General features: G+C 40.1%; 14 protein-coding genes. 2 read left to right on the plus strand and 12 right to left on the minus strand.

Going from position 1 to position 20,700, the window contains the following annotated elements; translation table 11 throughout:
• Positions 1-44 precede the first annotated feature (44 nt).
• A complete protein-coding gene (locus AC07YT_RS15950; RefSeq protein ID WP_086549339.1) occupies positions 45-725 on the plus strand; it encodes an esterase family protein in 681 nt (226 codons plus the stop codon).
• A 21-nt stretch (positions 726-746) separates the two neighbouring features.
• Here AC07YT_RS15950 and AC07YT_RS15955 read toward each other — a convergent pair whose 3' ends face one another.
• Positions 747-1,274: a hypothetical protein gene (locus tag AC07YT_RS15955; protein WP_145954246.1), complete on the minus strand. Its 528-nt coding sequence runs from the start codon at positions 1,272-1,274 to the stop codon at positions 747-749.
• 207 nt (positions 1,275-1,481) lie between these two features.
• On the opposite strand from AC07YT_RS15955, the gene AC07YT_RS15960 reads away from it, so the two are divergent.
• Positions 1,482-2,264: an HAD-IIA family hydrolase gene (locus AC07YT_RS15960; RefSeq protein WP_086546572.1), complete on the plus strand. Its 783-nt coding sequence runs from the start codon at positions 1,482-1,484 to the stop codon at positions 2,262-2,264.
• A gap of 106 nt (positions 2,265-2,370) precedes the next feature.
• Here AC07YT_RS15960 and AC07YT_RS15965 read toward each other — a convergent pair whose 3' ends face one another.
• From AC07YT_RS15965 to AC07YT_RS16015, 11 genes are all read right to left on the minus strand, one after another.
• Positions 2,371-2,646, minus strand: a complete 276-nt coding sequence (locus AC07YT_RS15965) for a hypothetical protein (protein WP_145954247.1) — start codon at positions 2,644-2,646, stop codon at positions 2,371-2,373.
• 447 nt (positions 2,647-3,093) lie between these two features.
• A complete protein-coding gene (locus AC07YT_RS15970) occupies positions 3,094-4,596 on the minus strand; it encodes an alpha-L-fucosidase (protein WP_086546574.1) in 1,503 nt (500 codons plus the stop codon).
• A 109-nt stretch (positions 4,597-4,705) separates the two neighbouring features.
• Positions 4,706-6,295: a beta-N-acetylhexosaminidase gene (locus tag AC07YT_RS15975; RefSeq protein WP_086546575.1), complete on the minus strand. Its 1,590-nt coding sequence runs from the start codon at positions 6,293-6,295 to the stop codon at positions 4,706-4,708.
• Positions 6,295-7,683 (minus strand): alpha-L-fucosidase, encoded by a 1,389-nt coding sequence (locus AC07YT_RS15980; RefSeq protein ID WP_086546576.1) that lies wholly within the window; start codon positions 7,681-7,683, stop codon positions 6,295-6,297. The genes AC07YT_RS15975 and AC07YT_RS15980 overlap by 1 nt, the downstream gene beginning before the upstream one ends.
• A 53-nt stretch (positions 7,684-7,736) precedes the next feature.
• Entirely contained in the window at positions 7,737-9,107 is a 1,371-nt protein-coding gene (locus tag AC07YT_RS15985; RefSeq protein WP_086546577.1) for a M60 family metallopeptidase, read from the minus strand.
• A gap of 6 nt (positions 9,108-9,113) precedes the next feature.
• Complete coding sequence (locus AC07YT_RS15990) at positions 9,114-10,547, minus strand: beta/gamma crystallin family protein (protein ID WP_086546578.1); 1,434 nt, start codon at positions 10,545-10,547, stop codon at positions 9,114-9,116.
• Positions 10,548-10,605: 58 nt separating this feature from the next.
• A complete protein-coding gene (locus tag AC07YT_RS15995; protein WP_086546579.1) occupies positions 10,606-10,908 on the minus strand; it encodes an alpha-L-fucosidase C-terminal domain-containing protein in 303 nt (100 codons plus the stop codon).
• 208 nt (positions 10,909-11,116) lie between these two features.
• Positions 11,117-12,862, minus strand: coding sequence for a RagB/SusD family nutrient uptake outer membrane protein (locus tag AC07YT_RS16000; protein WP_086546580.1), 1,746 nt, complete (start codon positions 12,860-12,862; stop codon positions 11,117-11,119).
• A gap of 11 nt (positions 12,863-12,873) precedes the next feature.
• A complete protein-coding gene (locus AC07YT_RS16005; protein ID WP_086546581.1) occupies positions 12,874-15,963 on the minus strand; it encodes a SusC/RagA family TonB-linked outer membrane protein in 3,090 nt (1,029 codons plus the stop codon).
• Between the two features lie 105 nt (positions 15,964-16,068).
• Positions 16,069-17,697, minus strand: a complete 1,629-nt coding sequence (locus AC07YT_RS16010) for a RagB/SusD family nutrient uptake outer membrane protein (protein ID WP_086546582.1) — start codon at positions 17,695-17,697, stop codon at positions 16,069-16,071.
• Between the two features lie 9 nt (positions 17,698-17,706).
• A complete protein-coding gene (locus tag AC07YT_RS16015; protein WP_086546583.1) occupies positions 17,707-20,607 on the minus strand; it encodes a SusC/RagA family TonB-linked outer membrane protein in 2,901 nt (966 codons plus the stop codon).
• Between the last annotated feature and the right edge of the window lie 93 nt (positions 20,608-20,700).

A 20,700-nucleotide genomic window follows, 5' to 3' on the forward strand; every position in this document is an offset into this window, starting at 1 on the left:
ACAGGGAATATCATAAATGGTTCAGTCATCATCTCCAACGGGATATGGAACTACTGGTTTTCGGCCATGCCGGAAGAGCAGTTATCTTTTTTCCTACCCGAATGGCCAGGTTTTACGATTACGAAAATTGGGGAATTATCGCTTCATTAAGTACGCAGATTGAAAATGGTGAACTTCAAATTTTCTGTGTAGACAGCATAGATGGAGAGAGCTTTTATAATGATGAGGTATTTCCATCGGTACGGATCAACAGGCATTTACAATATGAAAAATATCTCCTTGAAGAAGTATTATCGCTTATTTATCAAAAAAATGGTGGCGATTATGTAGAAACTGCCGGTTGCAGCATGGGGGCTTATCACGCGATAAACCTGGCCATGAAATACCCCTGGTTATTCAAAAAAGCAGTCGGCATTAGCGGAAGGTACGACCTTACGGATAACATAGGCGATTTTAGAGACCTGCTGAACGGATTTCACAGCGATGAGGTTTATTTTAATATGCCTGCCCAGTATATAGCCAACCTAAATGATGACCGGTTGTTATCGGCAGTTAGAAACATGGAAATTATTCTGGCCGTAGGCGAAACGGATCCTTTTTTAAGTGGCAACCAACACCTGAGTAGCCTGCTATGGGAAAAAGGTGTTCCCAACCAGTTTCATACCTGGGAGAGTAATGCGCACCGCCCCCATTACTGGCGAAAAATGGCGCCTATGTACATCTAATTATTATATAGGCAAGCTTTCTTACTTTACGGCTAAATTAAAATATTGTTTAATGTGAAGCGTATCTACAGGTTTGCTGGATTTTTCGGCAGCTAAAACAATATTTGCATCAAGCAGCCATTTTTCTGCTGAGCTATTCATGCTCGCCACTTTAATTCCTTTAACCGTTCCTGCAATTGGAGTTAAGTTGAAATAATCACATGTAGGGCAAGAAAACAGATGTTTTACTTTTCCAGCCAGAATATCAGCATCCGTTAGTAAAAATTTATCACCCAGCATAGGCGCCAGGATATATACCCGGGTGGTACTAAAGTTATTACTTTTTGTAGCCAAGAAAATCCGGTGTTGTCCTGTTGTAAGTGCCATCTGCTGATCGCTCATAGCTGCATAATTAACATACTCATATGAGCAGTTTCCTTCACTACATAGCGTTAGGTTTTTTGCATCAATGGTAAAATCCATGGGGTTATCAGTTTTCTTTTTGCAGGCACTCAAGATGCTTAATGCAATAAAAAAGATGGCGGTTATTTTAAAAGCGTTTCTCATCATTTAATTTTCTATGAATACGGTATAAACTTAGGATATGCTACAATTCGAATATTAATTTTTCATTAAATCGATGAACAGCATGAAATATCATGCGAACACAGCGAATAAGTTTGGGCTAAAAACTGACCGCTGAAAGACTTTATCTTAACACTGATTGAACAAGAAAATATTAAGTTTGCACCTAAACAGATTAAATCTACAAAAAACATGAAACAAGGATTATTAATAGATATGGATGGGGTGATTTACAGCGGGGAAGAATTGATATTTGGTGCTGATAAATTCATTAAAAACTTAATTGACGAAGATATTCCTTTTGCATTTATGACCAACAACAGTCAAAGAACGGCTTTAGAAGTGGTACGTAAATTAAAGGGACTGGGAATAAAAGTAGAAGAAAGCCATGTATATACCAGTGCAATGGCTACCGGAAAATTTCTATCCGACCAAAGCCCGGCTGGTACCGCTTATGTATTGGGAGAAGGTGGTTTACTAAGCAGTTTACACGATCATGGCATTACTTTGGTAAACACCGATCCGGAATTTGTGGTATTGGGTGAAGGCCGAAACTTTACACTCGAAATGGTACAGCGTGCTGTGGATATGATTCTTGCGGGAGCCAAGTTTATCACCACAAACAGAGATCCATCACCTAAAAAACCAGGATGGAACAACCTCGGTATTGCGGCAACCACAGCAATGATTGAGGAAGCTACCGGTAGAAAAGCCTTTGTTACAGGTAAACCAAGTCCGGTGATGATGCGTTCTGCACGTAAATTCCTGGGATTGGAAACCAGTGAAACCACTGTTATTGGCGATACCATGGAAACTGATATACAAGGCGGTGTTCAGATGGGATATAAAACCATTCTGGTACTTTCGGGCATTTCAAGTAAGGATACTTTAGGCCATTATGCTTTTAAACCAGATATGATTGCCAGCTCTGTTGATGAAATTAAGTTTCCTTTAGCCTGGTGGGAAGATAAGTAGATTACCATTTCGAACCTGGAGTTTAAACGTGGTGTCAGAAAGAAATATCTGGCACCATATGAGCAAACGAATGAACAATTGAACTAATGACCAGTGAACTAAGGTACTACTTTAGCTGATTAATGGTTAATAAAGGCGCTGAATGGAAATATACAGGCTTAAAAAAATTCAACCGATAATCAGATGTAAATATTCCTGGTTTATGATCAAACTTAGAAGCTGTACCACTAGCTTTAAACAAACTAAACGAAGCTGAATCTCTCACCGTGTGCTTATGCGTTGGGGCATCAGGCACTTTGTGATCAGTAAATTTATCCGCCCGGGTTAAAAGTCCAACTGCTGGTATAACCATTAATAATGCCATGCAAGAAATCAGTCTCATATCATTGTGTTTAAAATCCGCTTATTATTTGGTTAAGTTTAAACAAAGATGAGACGATGTTATTAGTAAGATGATTAACTGGCGTTATGAAATTGTTAAAATTACGATGCCGTTTTAATTCAATATTAAATGATATGGATGTATCCCCATTAGGTTAGTATTAAGACTGCGCAGCAACATCCATCGCTACGCAATCATTAACTAACCAAAATAAATGTATTTACCAGGCGTAACATCAGATAACCAGTCTTGATGCGCGCTTGATATAGACGGTAAAATAGGGCACTAATCAACCTGTATATTACCTATCGTTTACATTTAAATCTTCAATCAAAACCTGGCTAATGTCTCCTTTTGTCAGGAAGCCTGATTCGATATGATCATCATTCGGTTTTGCTTTAAACCGTACTGAAGTAAAAAAATTCAATAAAATAACGGGCGATTAACCTACATTTTAGCATCCATTAACTTTGCTGCTTTTGCTTTCGGTGCTTCCAGTTTCATCTTAATTACAAATGCCTTATTGGGCTGAAAATCATTTGGCAGTGTTACATCGTAATAGGTGTTCTTATCCAGATCCAATCCGATATCCGACTGTTTTAATTCCAGTTTTTTGCTATTGATTAAAAGCGCAGCTGTACCCGGAACCTGTTTGGCATTTTTAGGCACCGCAATACGCACAAGACTATTTACAGGTCGGTTAAAAACGGTTAAATAAAGGTTATCGTCCTTTTGTGTAAAGTAGCCTAATTTGGAAGGTGTTAATGCGGCATGGCGAACCCCGTACACAGCCTCGGCATTTAGTTTTATCCATTCGCCCATTTCCCTGGCAATTTTATCCTCCTCCGGATGCATATTACCGTTTCCATCGGGACCAAAGTTTAACACAAAATTGCCATTCATAGATACCGAACGCATCAGCATATCCAATAAATCGTCGGTGGTTTTGGTATAAATTCCCGACCAGTCTTTCATATAACCCCAGCCGTTAGGCGGAATAGTCATAACCGCATCCCAATCATGACCGTTTAACCATTCAAATTCTGCAGGTAATTTACGCTCCCAGCCTTGTTCGTAGTCGCCTAAAATATTGCCATTCGAATCGAAGTGCCGCGATCCGTGTTCATCGTTACGGAAACGTGAGCCAATAATTAATCCGGGGTGTTTTTCGCGGAGTTCTTTTTCTAAATTGTAGGTAAATTCGTAGGCACTTTTCCAGGAGGCATCCCAGGTACCATCGAACCAGAAACCTTTAATTTTCGGATAGTTATCCAGCTGCTCTAAAAGCTGGTTTCGGGTATAAGCCAAAAATTTACCGAATTTTTCTTTTTCTTCGTCTGTTTTTGGGGCTTTACCCATATAATTTGGGTTATTCCATTCTAAAATCGAGAAATAGAGATATACATCAATACCTTCGGCAGTATAAGCATCTACAATCTGTTTCACAATATCCTTTTTATATGGCGATGCAGAAATATTATAATCAGAATATTTTGTCGGCCAAAGAGCAAAACCATCGTGGTGTTTGGTTGTAAAAATCACATATTTTGCCCCCATTTCCTTAGCTTGTTTAGCCCAACGTTTGGCATCGAAGTTTTTAGGGTTAAATTGTTTGTACAAGTTATCGTAAGTTTTGGCCCAGTCTTTTGGTGCGGTAGGCCCTCCCCATGAACGGATCCATTCTGATGCTGCTGCACCACCCCTTGCGCTTACCCCGTTCCATTCGTTACCCGCAATTGAATAAATTCCCCAATGGATAAACTGCCCCAAACCATAGCTCCGAAAAGCTTCCATATCTGCATCGGTACGGTGCGGTGGCGTTAATGTTCCGTATTTAACTTCCACTTCTTTTGTCGGTTTGCTCTTTGGTCCTGTCCATTGTGCATCTGCAGGGTTTACTGCAGCTATAGCAGCAAGGCTAACTAGGGCAAACTTTAATATATTTTTCATCTGTTTAATTTTGTTTTCTTTTGTAATGAAGCTGCCATGATTTAATCATTATACGGTGTGGTTTTGAAAATCATGACAATTTCATATTCAAATTTTATGCGTGTTCTTGTTAATCTTTATAATTTAATGGTTTCTTTCTCCTAACCGGTATTTCGGGGTTTTGCAAGGGTTTTGAAGGATGATAATAATAAAGCCCTGCTTTGCCATAAAGCGTCAGATGCTGGCTTAAATTATTGCTGAAGATTTTAAAATCTTTATGTTTTTGTGGCGTCCATGCAGCCTCTGCCAGGGCAGCAATGCGTGGAAAAAGCAAATAATCTAAACGGTTATCATTATCTACTGTTTCTGTCCAAAGGTTGGCCTGAATACCTAAAATAAGCTGTTTTTCTTTTTCATTTTCAGTAAAAGACTGTGCATCGAACTGGTAAACCTGCTCAATCGGACTATACAGTTTGTTCCATTTCCTGCCATATTGATGCGTACTATCCTGAACAAAATCGAAATACAGGGGCAAACGCGGACATAAAACCGTTTGGTAACCTTTACTCAACGCAGTACGGAGCTGGGCAGGTTTTTCCTGGCGCCACCAAAACATAATTGTTTTTTCTTTCGGCAAATCGGCTTCGGCCATTTCATCCCAAAAAATAGCCCTGGCGTTTAATTGATAGAGCGAATCGGCCATACGTTTCATAAAATAATGTTCTACTGCAGCATCATCTTTAAGCTTTTCGCGTTCGCGGAGTTTCAAAATATCGGCATTGCTTTTCCACTTTTCATTTCCATAACTCACTTCATCTCCACCTAAATGAATTAATCCGGCAGGAAAAAGCACATTGGTTTCTTTTAGAATATCGGTTAAATAACCGTAGGTTTTTTCCAGGCCAGGATTAAAGGTAAACTCCGGGTGCCCTGCTGAACCGCCTCCTGAATATTCGGGATAAGCCCGATTGGCTGCAGTAGCATGCCCGGGCATATCAATTTCGGGTATCACTTTAATGTAACGTTCTGCAGCGTAAGCTACAATTTCCCTAATATCGGCTTGTGTGTAAAACTGAGCGGGTAAATTAGGTGTTAAATAATCTCCAATGCCTCCAATAAGGGCTAAATTAGGATATTTTTTAATTTCCAGGCGCCAGGATGGTTCATCGGTTAAATGCCAATGGAAGGTATTTAGCTTATAAAAGGCCATCCAGTTTAAAATGGATTTTACTTTTTGTTTGCCAAAAAAATGGCGCGATTCGTCGAGCATAAAGCCACGCCAGCCATAAGCTGGTGCATCGCTTATCTCTGCTACCGGAAGCTGGTTATTTTTACTGGTTAGCGCCAATTGCAGCAACGAGATTATTCCATAAAAAATCCCGTTAGGGTGCGTAGCAGAAATGGTCACCTGTTCAGGTTTAATACTGATCTGGTAAGCACATGAATCTGCCTGCCTGCGACCTGCCTTTAGCACCAGGACAATATTTGCCGATTTAGCTTTCTGCTGAAGGGTAATTCCTTTTTGACTTAATAATTCATTCTGAAAATAGTAAGCAATCGTTTTTAACTGTTCGTTATGATAACCAATGCTACTGTGATTATTAAGCGTAAAGTAACCACTGCCTTTTGCAAATTGCAGCGGCATAGGAATAATTCCAGCTTGCTGTGCAAAGGCCGTTGAGTAAACAAGTATTATAGATAATGTATATAGTAACCTCATTATTTGGTTGTTATTTTCAATACATAAACAGGAATTTGATTTCCTTTTTTAAAATCAACGGGTAAATTCAGGTTGAGGCCTTCATTATTGATGGTCCATTCGATTTTCTTATTGTTTCCTAAAAGCTCAATATTTTTAACAGATAATAAACTTTTGTTTATTTGCTTTAACTGTACACCTGGTTTTTGCCAGCTCCTTAAAAAAACATACACGTTCTTATCCTTTGCCGTATAATAAACATCTGGTGTTACAGATTTCGGTGTACCGTCAAAAACAGCATCTTTAATGGCGTTTTTACTTTCTTCAATGGAGCTATTATCGCTCTTTTCATTGCTGTTTTCTTTTACGGCTAACCATGGGTGGCTGGCGTAAATGGCCTCCTGGTTAATATCCATCCATTTACCTACAGCTTTTAATCTTTCGGTTGCCCAATCCGGAAAGGTACCATCACCTTTCGGTCCAACGTTTAGCAATAAATTACCCCCGTTAGCCACTACTTCTACCAAATGCCTCACCAGCATTTCGGGCGATTTCCAAACGCTATCGTGTTTATTGTAACCCCAGTTTTGACCAATGGTTAAACAAGATTCCCAGGCTTTTTTTGATGATGGAGATAAAGATTGTTCAGAAATTGAAAAATCGCCATAACCATTTCCAATTCTATTGTTTACCAGGCAGTTTGGCTGTATTTTTTCAACCAATGCTTTAAGTTCTGCACTCTCTTTTTTACTGATGAGTTCGGGTGTATCGAACCAAATTGCACCAATCGGGCCATAGTTACTTAAAAGCTCTGTAATTTGTGGTTTAACCTTTCTTTCGAAATAGCGGTTAAAAACTTTAGCATCTTCATTCGGATAATCCCAGGTATTGCTTCTGCCCGCTTTTACAGGCCAATTGGTTGGCACATCCGGATCTTGCCAATCTCTCCCCAAGGAATAATAAAGGCAAAGCGTGATGTTGTATTTTTTACAGGCTTTCGCCAGCGCTGCAACTGGATCGCGTTTAAACGGACTTCTTTTTACAATATTATAATCGCTACTGGCCGAGTTATACATGGCAAAACCATCATGATGTTTTGCTGTAAAAACGATATACTTCATGCCTGTTTCTTTGGCTTTTTTAACCCAGGCATCAGCATCGAACTTGATGGGATTAAACTGATTAGCAATGGCCCCATACTCCTGTACCGGAATGCGTTCGTACAGCATAAAATGCTCTCCTCCTTTAACCCGGTGACCTTTCCAATCGCCGGCAGTTTGCGCATACAAACCCCAGTGCAGGAACAGACCGAATTTTTCAGCTTTAAATTGATCTATCGGACCTGTTTGTGCAAACAAGTTTGCTACCAGACCTATCGTAAATAAGGTAAACAAGTATTTTTTTTTCATTAACTTATATTTTACACTCCGGAATCCATTTTCCGGAGTGTATTTTTTTTAATTTAATCTCTCAAGGTTGTCAAATCAACTGCAGGCGCTGGCAAAGCCAAAGCTGTAATTTCATTATAAACGGATTGTGTTACTGGCAAGCCCCATTTTTTAAAAAAATCGCTTAAATCGTTTCCGCTAATCGTACAGGCCTTTAGCATAAAATAACGCATTTTAGCCGCATCGTTAGCTAATGAAGGATTTTCGGTACGGGTTTGCTTATGCAGCGTAATGTAAAAGGCATCGCCATATTTGAGCCACAACTGATAAAACATCCCCAACCTGGTATCATTCGCATTGGCAACTGTACCATTAAAATTACGGTTAGCCTGAGCAATACTAAAATAATTATCAACCGAGGTCCATTTGCCATCCCGGTTCATGCGGGAAGGTGTAACACCAAAATATCGTTCGGCAGCCATCGAATACAGGTTTACCGTAACCTCGGTCAAACCTGTCCAGGTCCACGGACCTTGTTGATGGATATGCCCAGCCTCATGCCATAATCCCCAGCCCGAAACTCCGCTAACATTTGCATTTTGCAGAATACGATAAGTTAAAGAACGGATATAAAAAATCCCAATCCCCGCAGCCATGTAATCACCTGAATTTGCAGGGTCTTTAACGGTGATCAAATATTTATATGACCCTGCGGTATGCAAGGCTGTAGATCCATCAATGCCACTAAAAGCATCTTCTGCATCAATAATCTGATCAATTTTAGTACTCACCGCTTGCTGATCGTCGGTTTTATAAGTAATTGCATCATCCCTGCGGGCAACCACAATGGCACGACTGGTTTCGATGATAACATCAGGTACATTAGTTAAACTATCGAGCATGGTTAACCAATCGGCATTTGAAGTAACATTTTTCTTAAAATAAGGTACAGGCTTAAAACCTTTACCAAAGCTAAGACTTGCAGATGCTGCCGGAGTAGCGCTACTTACATATTTTACCCAGGCCATTCCACCATATTGATCGGCTTTAATCTTATTTAAACCTACTTGTAAGGTGTAATAAGTACGCACGGGTCTAATGTTATCTCTAAATGGTGTACCTAATACCAGCTGAGGCAAACGGGTCCCGCTGGTTTGAGCAACCGTAACATAAATAGAATCGTTTGCAGCCACATAATATCCGGTAGGTAACATTTCGTTATGATTGGACTGAATTAGTCTGTTAGCTACCGCCTGACTGCCCACATTTTCGGTATACGTTTGCGTAACCGGAGCCACCATACCTGATACAGGACCAACTGCAGTAAGCTTATTTTTTAAACTAAAAGTATCTGTGCTGTCTGCCTGCTCATTGGTCTTTTTACATGCGAAAACAGAGATTGAAAAAGCCAGGCTTAGTAAGCCAATTTGATATAGATTTTTCATAGCTGTTTAGTTTACGGCAATTACTTTTATCGAAGATGCCTTATCGTTAAAGGTAGAAACAAAGGTGCTTGATGAGGTGAGTTCTATACTGCTTCCGGTAAAGTTATCTCCATCATACATAATTACTTTAACACCAAGACCTAAATTAACAGATGATATATCGTTATTACTAATGCCACGACTAATTAAATCGGCAGTAGTATACTGGCCAACAGGTAATGATACACCATAACCTCCATAACTGGAATTCTGATGGAATTTAGCAGAACCATTAGCCCCAATTTGCGGCACACCATTCAAAAATGAAAATGAATAGGTTTTGCTCACATTGCCTCCATTCTTCAAGAGCAATTTCACCCTGATGTTGTACGCTTCGTTATTTTTATAATAAAGCTCGCTAAACGGGATGGTTGCCGAAATGGTATTTCCGGTACCCGGGTTCGATCTCCATGCCACTGCATTATAATCAGCATCACTACTACCCAAATCCGGATCCATGTAAATCAAAATATCATTTACCACTTTATTGCTGGTAAACGAACCGGTAACAGTAAAAGCCTGCGTTGTTGCATTGTAGGCAAACTGCGCATTAATCGTGGTAGTAGCTGCCTCGTAAGGTATTTCTGTAGGCAAAGGATTCTGGAACACTTCATTACGGTTCAAAATGGCCGCATCAACCTCGGTTAAGAATGTTGGCTGGCCTTTACTGAAAGTTACATTTCCTGATCCCATTAAAGAAGTACCTAAGGTTGGTTGTTCTGAAGCATATTTGGCATGATCGTGTGGTAAATTTAAGCCATGTCCAAGCTCATGCAGCATGCCACCAAGTAAATTTGATGTTGCATTAGGAATTTTATCAACCGCCATGTTTAAATTATCAGTAGCAAAACAATTTTTACCATAACCATAAAAGGGCTGATCAAAACTACCATCTGTACGCTGCGGCAATAAAATCAGCGTGTGACTCGAATTAGAGAACTCTGATGCATGGGTAGCTTTGTAAGCAGCAATTTCATTCAGGATTTTAGTTGCCGAAATACTGGCATCGTAAGGATAAGCCGATTGTCCGAACTGAGCTGGTATTTCGATAAAACGCACCAATCCGGTTGAATCGATTTTGGGCAGCCCCATGTATTTATCATAGCCATATCGTAACATTTCGGTATGGAACCAGCCCTGAAAATGAACCAATAAAGAGGTTAGGCGGGTTTTGTAATCAGAAAGCGCCGGATTATCGGTTGGCACAAACATTACAATGTTTAAGTTTTTGGTATTGGTTACGAAACTCGGCGGAGTGGTTCCCGGGTTTAGTGCCAACGTGGTTGGTTTTGCGCTAAACGTTTCTGGTTCTGAAACGGGTGCTTTTTTACAGGCAGTCATTAAAAGGCCACTTGAAATCATCAAAAGCAGTGCAAAGCAAAGTTGTTTTTTGTTTTTCATGTTTAATGGTTTGAGGTTATTTGATTAATTGATTTTTATTTCATCATTGTCATTTTTGTTAAAAAGTGACCTTTACCACCCTCCCCGCAGCTTCCTTGCTGATCAGCAATGTTTCTGGCACCGATATCCTAAGCCCCTTGTGATCCTGTTTCCAGTTTAGTTTTTCATCTGTTTCGTCGAGCACTACCGCTTTAACCTGAATCTGGTCGTGAGATAGCGACTTGATAATCAGTTCGCCATATTCGGTTTCATTTAAAAAAATATGCAGTTCATCTTGCTTTCCTGAATAAAATATAATGGGTTCAAGTGTTCTGATATCGATGGTAGATCGAGATTGTGCCGGAGTAAATTGCTTCGTCATTTGATCAATAGTTCATTAGTCAATAGATTCATTTTTTAATGCTTTATAACTGGGTCCTTCATTACCAGGCGGAGCAAACGAATATCGTAGTCATCTTAAACCTGTCGTCACTGTAGCCCGGATGAGAATCTTAGTGCTTACCGCATTAAGATTCCCAATCGGGTTTGTCATCACGAAACGTCCAGCTCGCCCAGCTTTCAACTCACCATTACCATCCTGGATTTTGAATCAGTACTGTACTCTTGTTAATTTCTGATTGTGGAATAGGAAAATAATACATTTGAGGATTGGTAAATCTCCTTGTTTCGAAAGAAAAACGAGCTCCGGTAACGGTTGATCCGCTACGTGTCCAACGCATCCCGTTTGCCGGGCCATTTATTAAAGTTTCTGCCAGTTTCCATCTTTTGATATCAAAGAATCTGATCGCTTCTTCATAGGTTAACTCTACCCTTCTCTCATTGCGGATTACTTCTCTCATTTGCTCTTTGCTTAGCTGCGATGGCAATTGAAATGGTACTAAACCAGCCCTTTCCCTGATTTGCTCCACAGCCTGGTACACTTCTGTGCTGGGTCCGCTAAATTCGTTAAGTGCTTCTGCGTAATTCAATAATATCTCGGCATATCTGATGGCCACCAGGCCAATATTATTGGATATACCAAAATTGCCGCCAGCACCTTCGTGACAAAATTTACGGTATAAATAGCCCGTTTTAGTAGAACCTGAGGTACCTAAACCGTCGCCTGGAGCATTGGCATATAAATTCACTACCGTTTTGGTGTTAGTGGTATTGTTTAACCACAAACTGCCATCATATAAAATAGAATAATAAAAACGGGGATCCCTGTCTTTGTACATATCTGCTTCTACGTAACCAGAGCCTGCCTCTTTAATGTTTTTACCATTTTTCATCGGATAGGTATCTACCAATTCCTGGGTTGGATAAGAGTAAGCCTGCCCGCCGCGGGAAACCGGAAGCAGAAAACCTTCGTACCACCTGTTTGTCGATTTCATGACCTGAAAAATATGTTCAGGGGTATTTCTGGTAATCATCATCTGATAATACCCGTAACCAGGGGCAGTTGTATTGTCTTTTACCAAATTGTATATGCCCATATCCATTACCGCCTTTGCGGCATCTGCAGCCAGTTTCCATCTATTGTTATCCAGATTCTCATAACCTGCCAAATTTTTATTGGCACCTGTACCAGGATTTTGCCCGTTGAAAAGAGGACTGGCAGCCAGGAGTAAAACTTTTGATTTTAAACCCAATGCAGCACCTTTTGTCGGGCGTCCGAAATCTTCAATTTGTGTGGTTACAGGCAAAGCTGCGCAGGCATCTAATTCGCTCACCACATAATTTACAGTTTCGGCAAATGTAGACCTGGCTAAACCAAAATCGTCGGTTATGGCGTATACTTTATCGCCAATAACTGGCACACCACTATAATTACGTAGTAAATGCCAGTAATAATAAGCCCTTAAAAACCGGGCTTCCAGTTTTAAAGTTGCTCTTCTGGCGGCCGAAATCGGAGACCGGTCTACGTTTGCCAAAAAAACATTTACCCGCCTGATATTATTGTAACAATTGTTCCAGTGGTTCTTAAACCGGCTAAAATCGGCCTGACTCTGAAATGTTGCCGAATTAAAGGCGGGTGCTATTTGTGCGGTAGCACCACTCCATACGATATCCGAATCGTCTGATGCATCGCTGTACGACCACAAACCACCACCTGTTAAGCCATTATCGAGATAGTATGTTCCGGCTAAACCGGTGTAAATACCGGTTAAAAACCTAAAGGTTAACAAACTATCGGCAAATACGGTCGCTTCATTGAGCTGCCCTACATCTGTTTTATCCAAAAAACTACTGCTATCAGTTTTTTTGCAGGCAACAGCACCTATCGCTAATAAACCAACTAATGTTAAAGTTTTTAAATAATTTATATTTTTCATCTGTTTATATATTAGAATGTTACCTGTAAGCCAAGGTTTACAATTTTTTGTTGAGGATAGGATGAATAGGCCTCTACTGTTCCTGTAGAATTTATAGACTCAGGGTCTACATCATAAATCTTCAGGTTAAACCAGGTAATCAGATTTGCAGCATTGGCATAAATGCGGGCATTTGATAATCCGATTTTACTGATCAGTTTGGTACTGAAATTATAGCCGAGTTCTACATTTTTGAGTCGGATATAATCTGTTGGGCGTAACCAAAAAGTAGACTGATCAAAGTTGGCGCCACCTAAGCGTGGTAATTCTGCCGTTTCCTTGGTTTCCGGCGTCCATCTTTTTAAGTGTATTTCGGCAGGTGTACCGTTCACATTCCCAATCTGGAACATGGTAGAAGCGCTTAAGCTTCCTTTTGCAGCCCCCTGGAAAAGCACCGAAACATCAAAACCTTTGTAGCTTGTGCCTAATGAAAAACCGTAGTTGATCTGAGGGATATTCGGGTTGCCAATCGGGCCTATATCACCCTGATCGATCTTTCCGTCGTTGTTGATATCGGCATACTTCAAATCGCCAGGTTTAACTGCGCGACCAACTGATGTCGGACTATTGGCAATATCGGCCGCATCATTATAGAAACCTATGCTGGTATACCCATAAATCTGACCAATAGGCCTACCTGTGCGCATCAGCAAGGGATTGCCTTGATTATAAGGCTCATCGCGGTAAATTATTTTATTTTTATAGATGGAAATGTTTCCCTTAACGAAATAGGATAAGTTTTCTGACAGTTTATTCTGGTATGACAGGTCGAGCTCAAAACCTTTATTATTTACGATACCCAAATTTACCGGAGGTAAGGTAATACCTGAGAAATTAGGTACAGTTTCCCTAACGGTTAAAATATCATACCTTTTGTGGTTAAAATAATCGAACGTAATCCCGAGTTTACTGTTCAGCAATTTAATGTCTGTACCTATATCCAGTTTTCGCTCCTGCTCCCATCTTACATCTTCATTTGCGAGGGCGCCGGGCGTAATGCCATACTGTAAACTGTTATTATCGCCAAACCAGTAAGAGTTTGCCGCCGTTGCCGGCGCATTATAAATTTCTTCGTAGATATAACGGTAAGTATTCGGGAAATCATCAGAACCAACGGTACCCAACGAGCCCCTTAATTTCATGTAATTGATAAAAGGAAGGGCTTTTTTAAAGAAAGGTTCCTCACTAATGTTCCAGCCTGCACTTACTGCCGGAAATAAACCATTCCTTTTACTTGCTTTGAACCTGTCGGTACCATTATACGCTCCATTCAGTTCGAATATGTATCTCGATTTATAATTATACCCTACCCTTGCAGAATATCCTCTGAAATTTGCAGGAATATTGGCACCAGAAATATCTGCTAACTGGTTGTATACAATCAGACCGTATAAATTGTGGTTTCCAAACTGGCGGTTATAATCTAAAATACCTTGTACATTGATCTTACGAAGGGGGTAGCTGGATGTGTTGGCATCAAATGTAGTTGTTGCCGTAAGTGGTTCTAACCTGCTTAGCTCCGGAAAAACAGGATCTAAAACATCCGATCCCGGCAGGTAGGCATATGTAGGGAAACGCCCTCTGGTTAACGATCGGTTAAACTCTACATTATTGGTGTAGGCCAAAATTACCCTTGCGGCAAGCCCTTTGGTTAAAAAATCTAAATTTTGGTTAGCCTTTAGGTTTAAGTTAAGGTTATTGCTATAGTTTCTGTTGTAACCGGCATATTGCAAAATACCAACCGGATTTAATGTGGCTGATTTTCTGCCTCCGTAACTCCCGTCTTCGTTTTTAACCGGGTAATTCCATGGATTTAAAAGTCCGCTGCTTAATCTTCGCCAAATAGAAACGGCACCACCGGCCAGTACATCAGGAAGATTTGGCTGGTTAATTTCATTAAACCTGGCCGAAAGATCTAACTTTAAGGTTAAGGTTTTAGTTACATTCAAATCAACATTCGACCTGATATTGTATCTTTTTAAATAATAGTTACTGTTAAAATTTTCATCTTTTTCTATCTCTTTTAAAATACCGTTTTGATTAACATTACCAAGCGCAACGAAATACTTTAAATTTTGAGTACCACCAATAATGTCGATATTGTTGCTTTGCTGCAATGCATTTTTGCGCATAACCTCATCGTACCATTTAACGCTCGGGTAACGGTAAGGATCGTCTCCCAGTTTAAAATGATTTAGCGCTTCCTCAGTAACCAGTCCGGGATAGGTCAGGTTGGGGTCTCTGCCTTCATTTACCTCTTGTTCCTTTAATAAAAGTAAGGCGTTATAAGAATCCAATGGTTTTCTTCTGATGGTAGGTGTTTGCAAACCAAAATCGCTTCTGAATGTAATTTTCGGGGCAGAATTTGTGCCTCTTCGGGTGGTAATCGCAATTACACCGTTAGCACCCTTTATACCGTAGATAGCCGTTGAAGAAGCATCCTTTAAAATGGAAACGGTTTCGATTTCATTGGAATTTAACTGGCTTAACTGTTCGTAAGGATACTCTACATCATCTACAATAACTAATGGTCTGTTAGATGCACCTGTGTAAGTACTAACCCCACGAATGTAAATATTAGCAGCATCGGCACCTGGCTGACCGCTGGTTTGCTGCTGGAACAAACCGGGAAGCCTTCCGGCCAGTGCATTTTGAAAACTTGCAGCAGGACTTTGTCTTAATTCCTTACCCGACACCGTACTGGTTGCACCGGCATTGGTTATCTTCTTTTGCGGGGTAAAACCTACTACAACCACTTCATTTAAATTTGAATTATCTTCTTTTAAAACAATATTTAAAGGTTGGCTGGTAATGGTAACCACTTTTGTGATGTAACCAACAGAGCTTATGATTAGTTTGGTACTGTTGGCGCCAACCTTAATGCTAAAAGCGCCACTGGTATTGGTGATCACAATATTCTTTGGGTTTTCCTGTTCTGTAACTGTTGTAGCAATCAATGTTGTGCCCTTATCATCTGCCACCACACCCCTTACCATTTTGGTTTGGGCGTAAGCCAAATTAGTGATCAGCACAAGCAATATTATATTCAGTATTTTTTTCATCTGTATATAGTTTCTTTTTTATCGGCATGAAACCATTCTGATTTCCGTTTCACTTCTGTGATTTGAAAACCTGTATGCTTCATTAATTTAAATTTATGCCCCTTACTAATTAGGCCATCCTGGGTTTTGAACCATTTTGTTATTAGCTAATATTTCGGCCTGTGGTATAGGGTACCAGTACATTTTGGTATCGAATACAGCATTTGCGGCATTGAAATAAGTATACGAGTAGGCTGTTCCGTTTTTGATAATCTGCACACCTCTAACCGGTTTGTTTAATTCGATTTCGGCCAGTTTCCATCTTCTCAAATCCCAGGTTCTGTGCTCTTCAAAAGCCAGTTCTATCCGGCGTTCATTCTGAATTATTTTACGCAGTTCATCTTTGCTAAGCGTAAGCGATAAACCGTAAAGATTATTGGAACCAGGAAGAATTCCTGCTCTTTTCCTGATTAAAACCAGATTGTTAACGATATCGGCAACTGCTCCACCCGATTCGTTTAGCGCTTCGGCATGGTTTAATAAAATTTCAGCATACCTCAATAAGATTACATGATGGGCCTGATTGGTGTAAGTAGTAGAAGTTTCAAATTTGCCCATAAATTTCCTCAGGTAATATCCCGTTCTGGTCTGTGTTCTGTTTCCTCCCGGCTTATCCTGACCACCTTCAAAGGTTTCAACAGGCCTTCCCAGCCAATTTTTGCCATTGTGCATAATGGTAGCGGTTAACCTCGGGTCTCTGTTTAAGTATGGGTTATTCGAATCATAAGTGGATCCCGCATCGGAAATGGCTTTTCCATCAAGCATTAAAAATGCATCGACCAGGTTTTGCGACGGACTGGTTAAACCAAGGCCTTGTAAATATCCAATCGGACCGTTGTTGATTTCGATATTGGTATTTAAAACATTCTGTTTAATAAAAATAAATTCGGTGTTTTTGGTTGCATTAAAATTGGCTACCCAATCCGTTACCAACGTATAACCCAATGCTTTTACATCGGCGGCTGCCTGTGCGGCTAATGCCCATTTCTGGATATTATTTGTCGGGTTACTTAAGGGACTGGCGGCATATAAAAGCACTCTCGATTTTAGGGCCATTGCGGCTCCGATATTCGCCCTACCCCAATCTCCATCTGTAATGGCATAAGGTAATAATGAGCTTTTTATGGCATCCAACTCTGCTACGATATAAGCATAACATTCGTCGAGGGTATTTCTTGGCACATTTATATCATCATTGATGGTATATACCTTATCGCCAATTAAAGGCACACCGCCCCAGCGCTTAACCAGTTCGAAGTAAAAATAGGCCCTCAAAAATCTTGCTTCCGCTTTAAACTGCGTTTTTAAAACTGCAGTTGTGGGTACCACATCTACTTTGCTTAAAAAAAGATTGGCTCTTCTGATGCCCAGATAATTCTTGCTCCAAACATCATCAGGAAGGGTTGTAGATGAGATTCTACCTGTACGGTAAAATTCTGCCTGGGTTCCTATTCTTGATGGTACGGCATCGTCTGTTCCGGCATCTAAAAAGCTACCATCTATCCTATTATACCAATCTGGCAACAACAAATAGGTTCCGTTTAAAAATTGTTTTGCATAATCAGCATTCTTATCAAGAGGGTCAAAAATTAAGTCGCCGGTGATGCGGTCTAAAGGTTCTGCCTCAAATTTTTTCGAACAGCCAAATGCAAATAACAGGCAGATTATAGCGATGTATATTTTATAATTATTCATAATCAAGATTTAAAACTGAAGGTTAACACCAAAATTGAATATCCGCTGATTGGGCACATTTCCGATCAACACTTCCGGATCTACCCCATCCAAGGTTGTAGCGGTTAACAGGTTAAGACCATTGGCAAATACCCTCACATTGGTCAAGCCGATTAACTTGATCAGGTGGCCAGGTAAACTGTAACCTATTTCTACATTTCTTAATCTTAAATAGTTGCCGTTTTTCACCCAGAAAGAAGAAACCTGGCTATTATTTGGGTTATTGCCAACACTTAAACGTGGGTATTCTGCCTGCGAAGCGGTAGCAGGTGTCCATCTTAACAAGCTACTTTCTAAGGCTTGTCCATATCCGCCGGCTGCACCGGTTGATGCAAAATTGATAAAGTTGAAATACACATTTCTGTTTGCTTTACCATTTAAGGTGAATGAAAAATCCAATCCTTTATAATTGATCCCACCTGTTAAACCATAAAAGAAAACAGGCTTGGTACTGCCGATCGCGGTCATATCGTAAGTATTGATGATGCCATCGTTATTTAAATCCTTATATTTTAAATCGCCCGGAACCGGGAGGTAACCATCAACCTTTGGTCCGTTGTTAATTTCTGCAGTGTTGTTGTAAAAACCATCAGCCACATAACCAAAAGTTTGCCCCACAGGCTGGCCGGTTCTGTATTCGTAAGCATTTTTTCTAAAAGGTTCATCATTAAAAATCACTTTGCTTGCGCTCCACGAACCATTTGCAGTAATAAAATACCTGAAGTTGTTGATCTGATTTTGATAGCCAAGCCCCAGCTCAATACCCGAATATTGGTTTTTACCTATATTCTCAGGCGGCAAAACAGCTCCAATTACTGCACTTGCATTTGTTCTCCTGGTTTGCAACAGATCGTAATAACTATTCCTATAATAATCGGCGGTTAACCATACTTTATCCTTTAACATCGAAACATCTAAGCCGATATTAAATTTCTTGGCTTTCTCCCAGGTAATATTTGGGTTAGCCAGCGGTCCTTCATCTTTTGTACTTGAAGTGGTCAGCGGATTTCTGCTGTAAAAGGTATCGCCATTATCAAAGTTTTGCAGGTATTGGAAATACCCGGCTGCTGCATTTGTAGCGGTTAAACCGTAAGATGTTCTCAGTTTTAATGAATTAACTGTGTTTTTTAAATTGGCAAAAAAACTTTCGCTGGCGATGTTCCATCCTAAACCAACTGATGGAAAGAAGCCCCACTGGTCTCCCGCTTTATAACGGTCGTAACCCATGTACGAAGTGGCAAGTTCCAATAAATACTTATTATCGTAATCGTAATTAAACCTTCCACCCAGCGATTGATTAACCTGCGATAGAGCGCCACCCAAAACGTAACTGTCCCGTATAAATAACAATTGCGCTTTAAAGGTATTTTTATCGATTGTTTTATCATAGCCCAGATCGAAACGAGAAAATATCTGCTGGTTTAAATCTGTTGGAGAAGAACTATTCGATTGCGTACCATCGCCCCCTATTGTTTTATAACTCGTTTGGTTTGTAACTGGATTTATAACCGGCGAATACACTGCAAAAGATTTACTTCTGTTAATGTTTTCGTTATAGTAGGAATTGAAAGATATTGCGCCACTGGCATACAAACCAGGCAAAAAAGTATCGAGCTTTTGCATTAACGATACATCTGCCCCTAAATTTCTATTAACCGACGGCCTGTATCCCGATTTTATCGACATCCCATACAGGTTATTTTGAAACTCGGTGTTTCCCCCCAGCGAGCCATTTTCGTTAAATTTCGGATAGGCATTATTGGGCGTAGTTAACAATGTGCTATAAATACTGGCTATTGTAGATCCGGGTTGATTACTGTTTCTTATTCTCCCAAACAAGCTTAAACTGAGCGTAGTACTATTGGTTAAATCAACATCGATATTACTTCTGAAAGAATACCGCTTAAAACTATTGTTCGTTTCATAAGTATTGATAGAAGGATCGGTAACTAAAAAACCACTTTGACTCAGGTAATCGAGGTCTACAAAATACCTTACCTTGTTGCTTCCACCTCTTAAGTTGAGGTTCTGTCTGCTTACAGGGGCGGTAGCTTTTAAAATTTCATCAGTCCAGTTTACATTGGGGTGCGTAAAAGGATTTGTACCATTTTTATACTTATCTAAATCGGCTGCTGTATAAATGGCTTGACGCCCGTCGTTTGCCAGCGCCTCATTAAATAAGGTGGCATAATTAAATGCATCCAGAAATTTAGGCCGTTCAATTTGCTGCTGAATACCGTACTGACTGGTGAAGGTAATCTGCTTAGGCATATTTGCACCGCGTTTGGTCGTGATCAGTAACATTCCGTCAGCGGCTTTCATGCCATATAGCGCAGTTCCCAGTGCATCTTTTATGACTGAAATGCTTTCTATTTGCTCAGGATCGATACTGAGATACGAACGTGGTACACCATCAATTACAACCAATGGCGTTCTTCCCCTTAGCGATATAGCAGGTTCGTCAGAACCCAACTGAAAATTATTTTGAACCACGTACAAACCTGGCAGTTTCCCATACAACATTAAACCAACCTGTGGCGTAGGAAAACTCTTTAGCTCTTCTCCACTTACAGTAGCCGAAGATTGAATTCTTTTTACATTTTTCTGCGTTCCAAATAAAACCGGAACATCGTGGTCTGGCAAAGTTAAGGCTACAGAATTCCTGAGTTTGTTTCTCAGAGAATCTCTCAAATTCGATAATGAATCGTTGGGAATTTGTTTACTATTTTTTTTGGCCGGCGAGGGCACCTGAAATTTCTTGCTTGAATTGGTAAGGTTTGGGAATGCCAAAACATCAACACTGTTTGCCAAGAATAACAGCACCCCAAACAGCGTCATCCGCTTTATAATCGAAGTATAAGTTCCGCTCATTTAAAATAATTTATTTTGTTTATAATTTTATTATGCAGAAGGCAACGACTCTCCATGCTGCGCGAAAATTTTAATCATTCCGCATACTGATAG

The sequence above is a fragment of the Pedobacter sp. GW460-11-11-14-TSB4 genome (assembly GCF_059423705.1).

Coding starts and splice junctions, on each gene's coding strand:
- AC07YT_RS15985 (WP_086546577.1), bottom strand. CDS start 9,107: ATGAAAAATCTATATCAAATTGGCTTACTAAGCCTGGCTTTTTCAATC.
- AC07YT_RS16000 (WP_086546580.1), bottom strand. CDS start 12,862: ATGAAAAATATAAATTATTTAAAAACTTTAACATTAGTTGGTTTATTA.
- AC07YT_RS15970 (WP_086546574.1), bottom strand. CDS start 4,596: ATGAAAAATATATTAAAGTTTGCCCTAGTTAGCCTTGCTGCTATAGCT.
- AC07YT_RS15960 (WP_086546572.1), top strand. CDS start 1,482: ATGAAACAAGGATTATTAATAGATATGGATGGGGTGATTTACAGCGGG.
- AC07YT_RS15975 (WP_086546575.1), bottom strand. CDS start 6,295: ATGAGGTTACTATATACATTATCTATAATACTTGTTTACTCAACGGCC.
- AC07YT_RS16010 (WP_086546582.1), bottom strand. CDS start 17,697: ATGAATAATTATAAAATATACATCGCTATAATCTGCCTGTTATTTGCA.
- AC07YT_RS15950 (WP_086549339.1), top strand. CDS start 45: ATGGAACTACTGGTTTTCGGCCATGCCGGAAGAGCAGTTATCTTTTTT.
- AC07YT_RS15965 (WP_145954247.1), bottom strand. CDS start 2,646: ATGAGACTGATTTCTTGCATGGCATTATTAATGGTTATACCAGCAGTT.
- AC07YT_RS15980 (WP_086546576.1), bottom strand. CDS start 7,683: ATGAAAAAAAAATACTTGTTTACCTTATTTACGATAGGTCTGGTAGCA.
- AC07YT_RS15955 (WP_145954246.1), bottom strand. CDS start 1,274: ATGATGAGAAACGCTTTTAAAATAACCGCCATCTTTTTTATTGCATTA.
- AC07YT_RS15995 (WP_086546579.1), bottom strand. CDS start 10,908: ATGACGAAGCAATTTACTCCGGCACAATCTCGATCTACCATCGATATC.
- AC07YT_RS16005 (WP_086546581.1), bottom strand. CDS start 15,963: ATGAAAAAAATACTGAATATAATATTGCTTGTGCTGATCACTAATTTG.
- AC07YT_RS15990 (WP_086546578.1), bottom strand. CDS start 10,547: ATGAAAAACAAAAAACAACTTTGCTTTGCACTGCTTTTGATGATTTCA.
- AC07YT_RS16015 (WP_086546583.1), bottom strand. CDS start 20,607: ATGAGCGGAACTTATACTTCGATTATAAAGCGGATGACGCTGTTTGGG.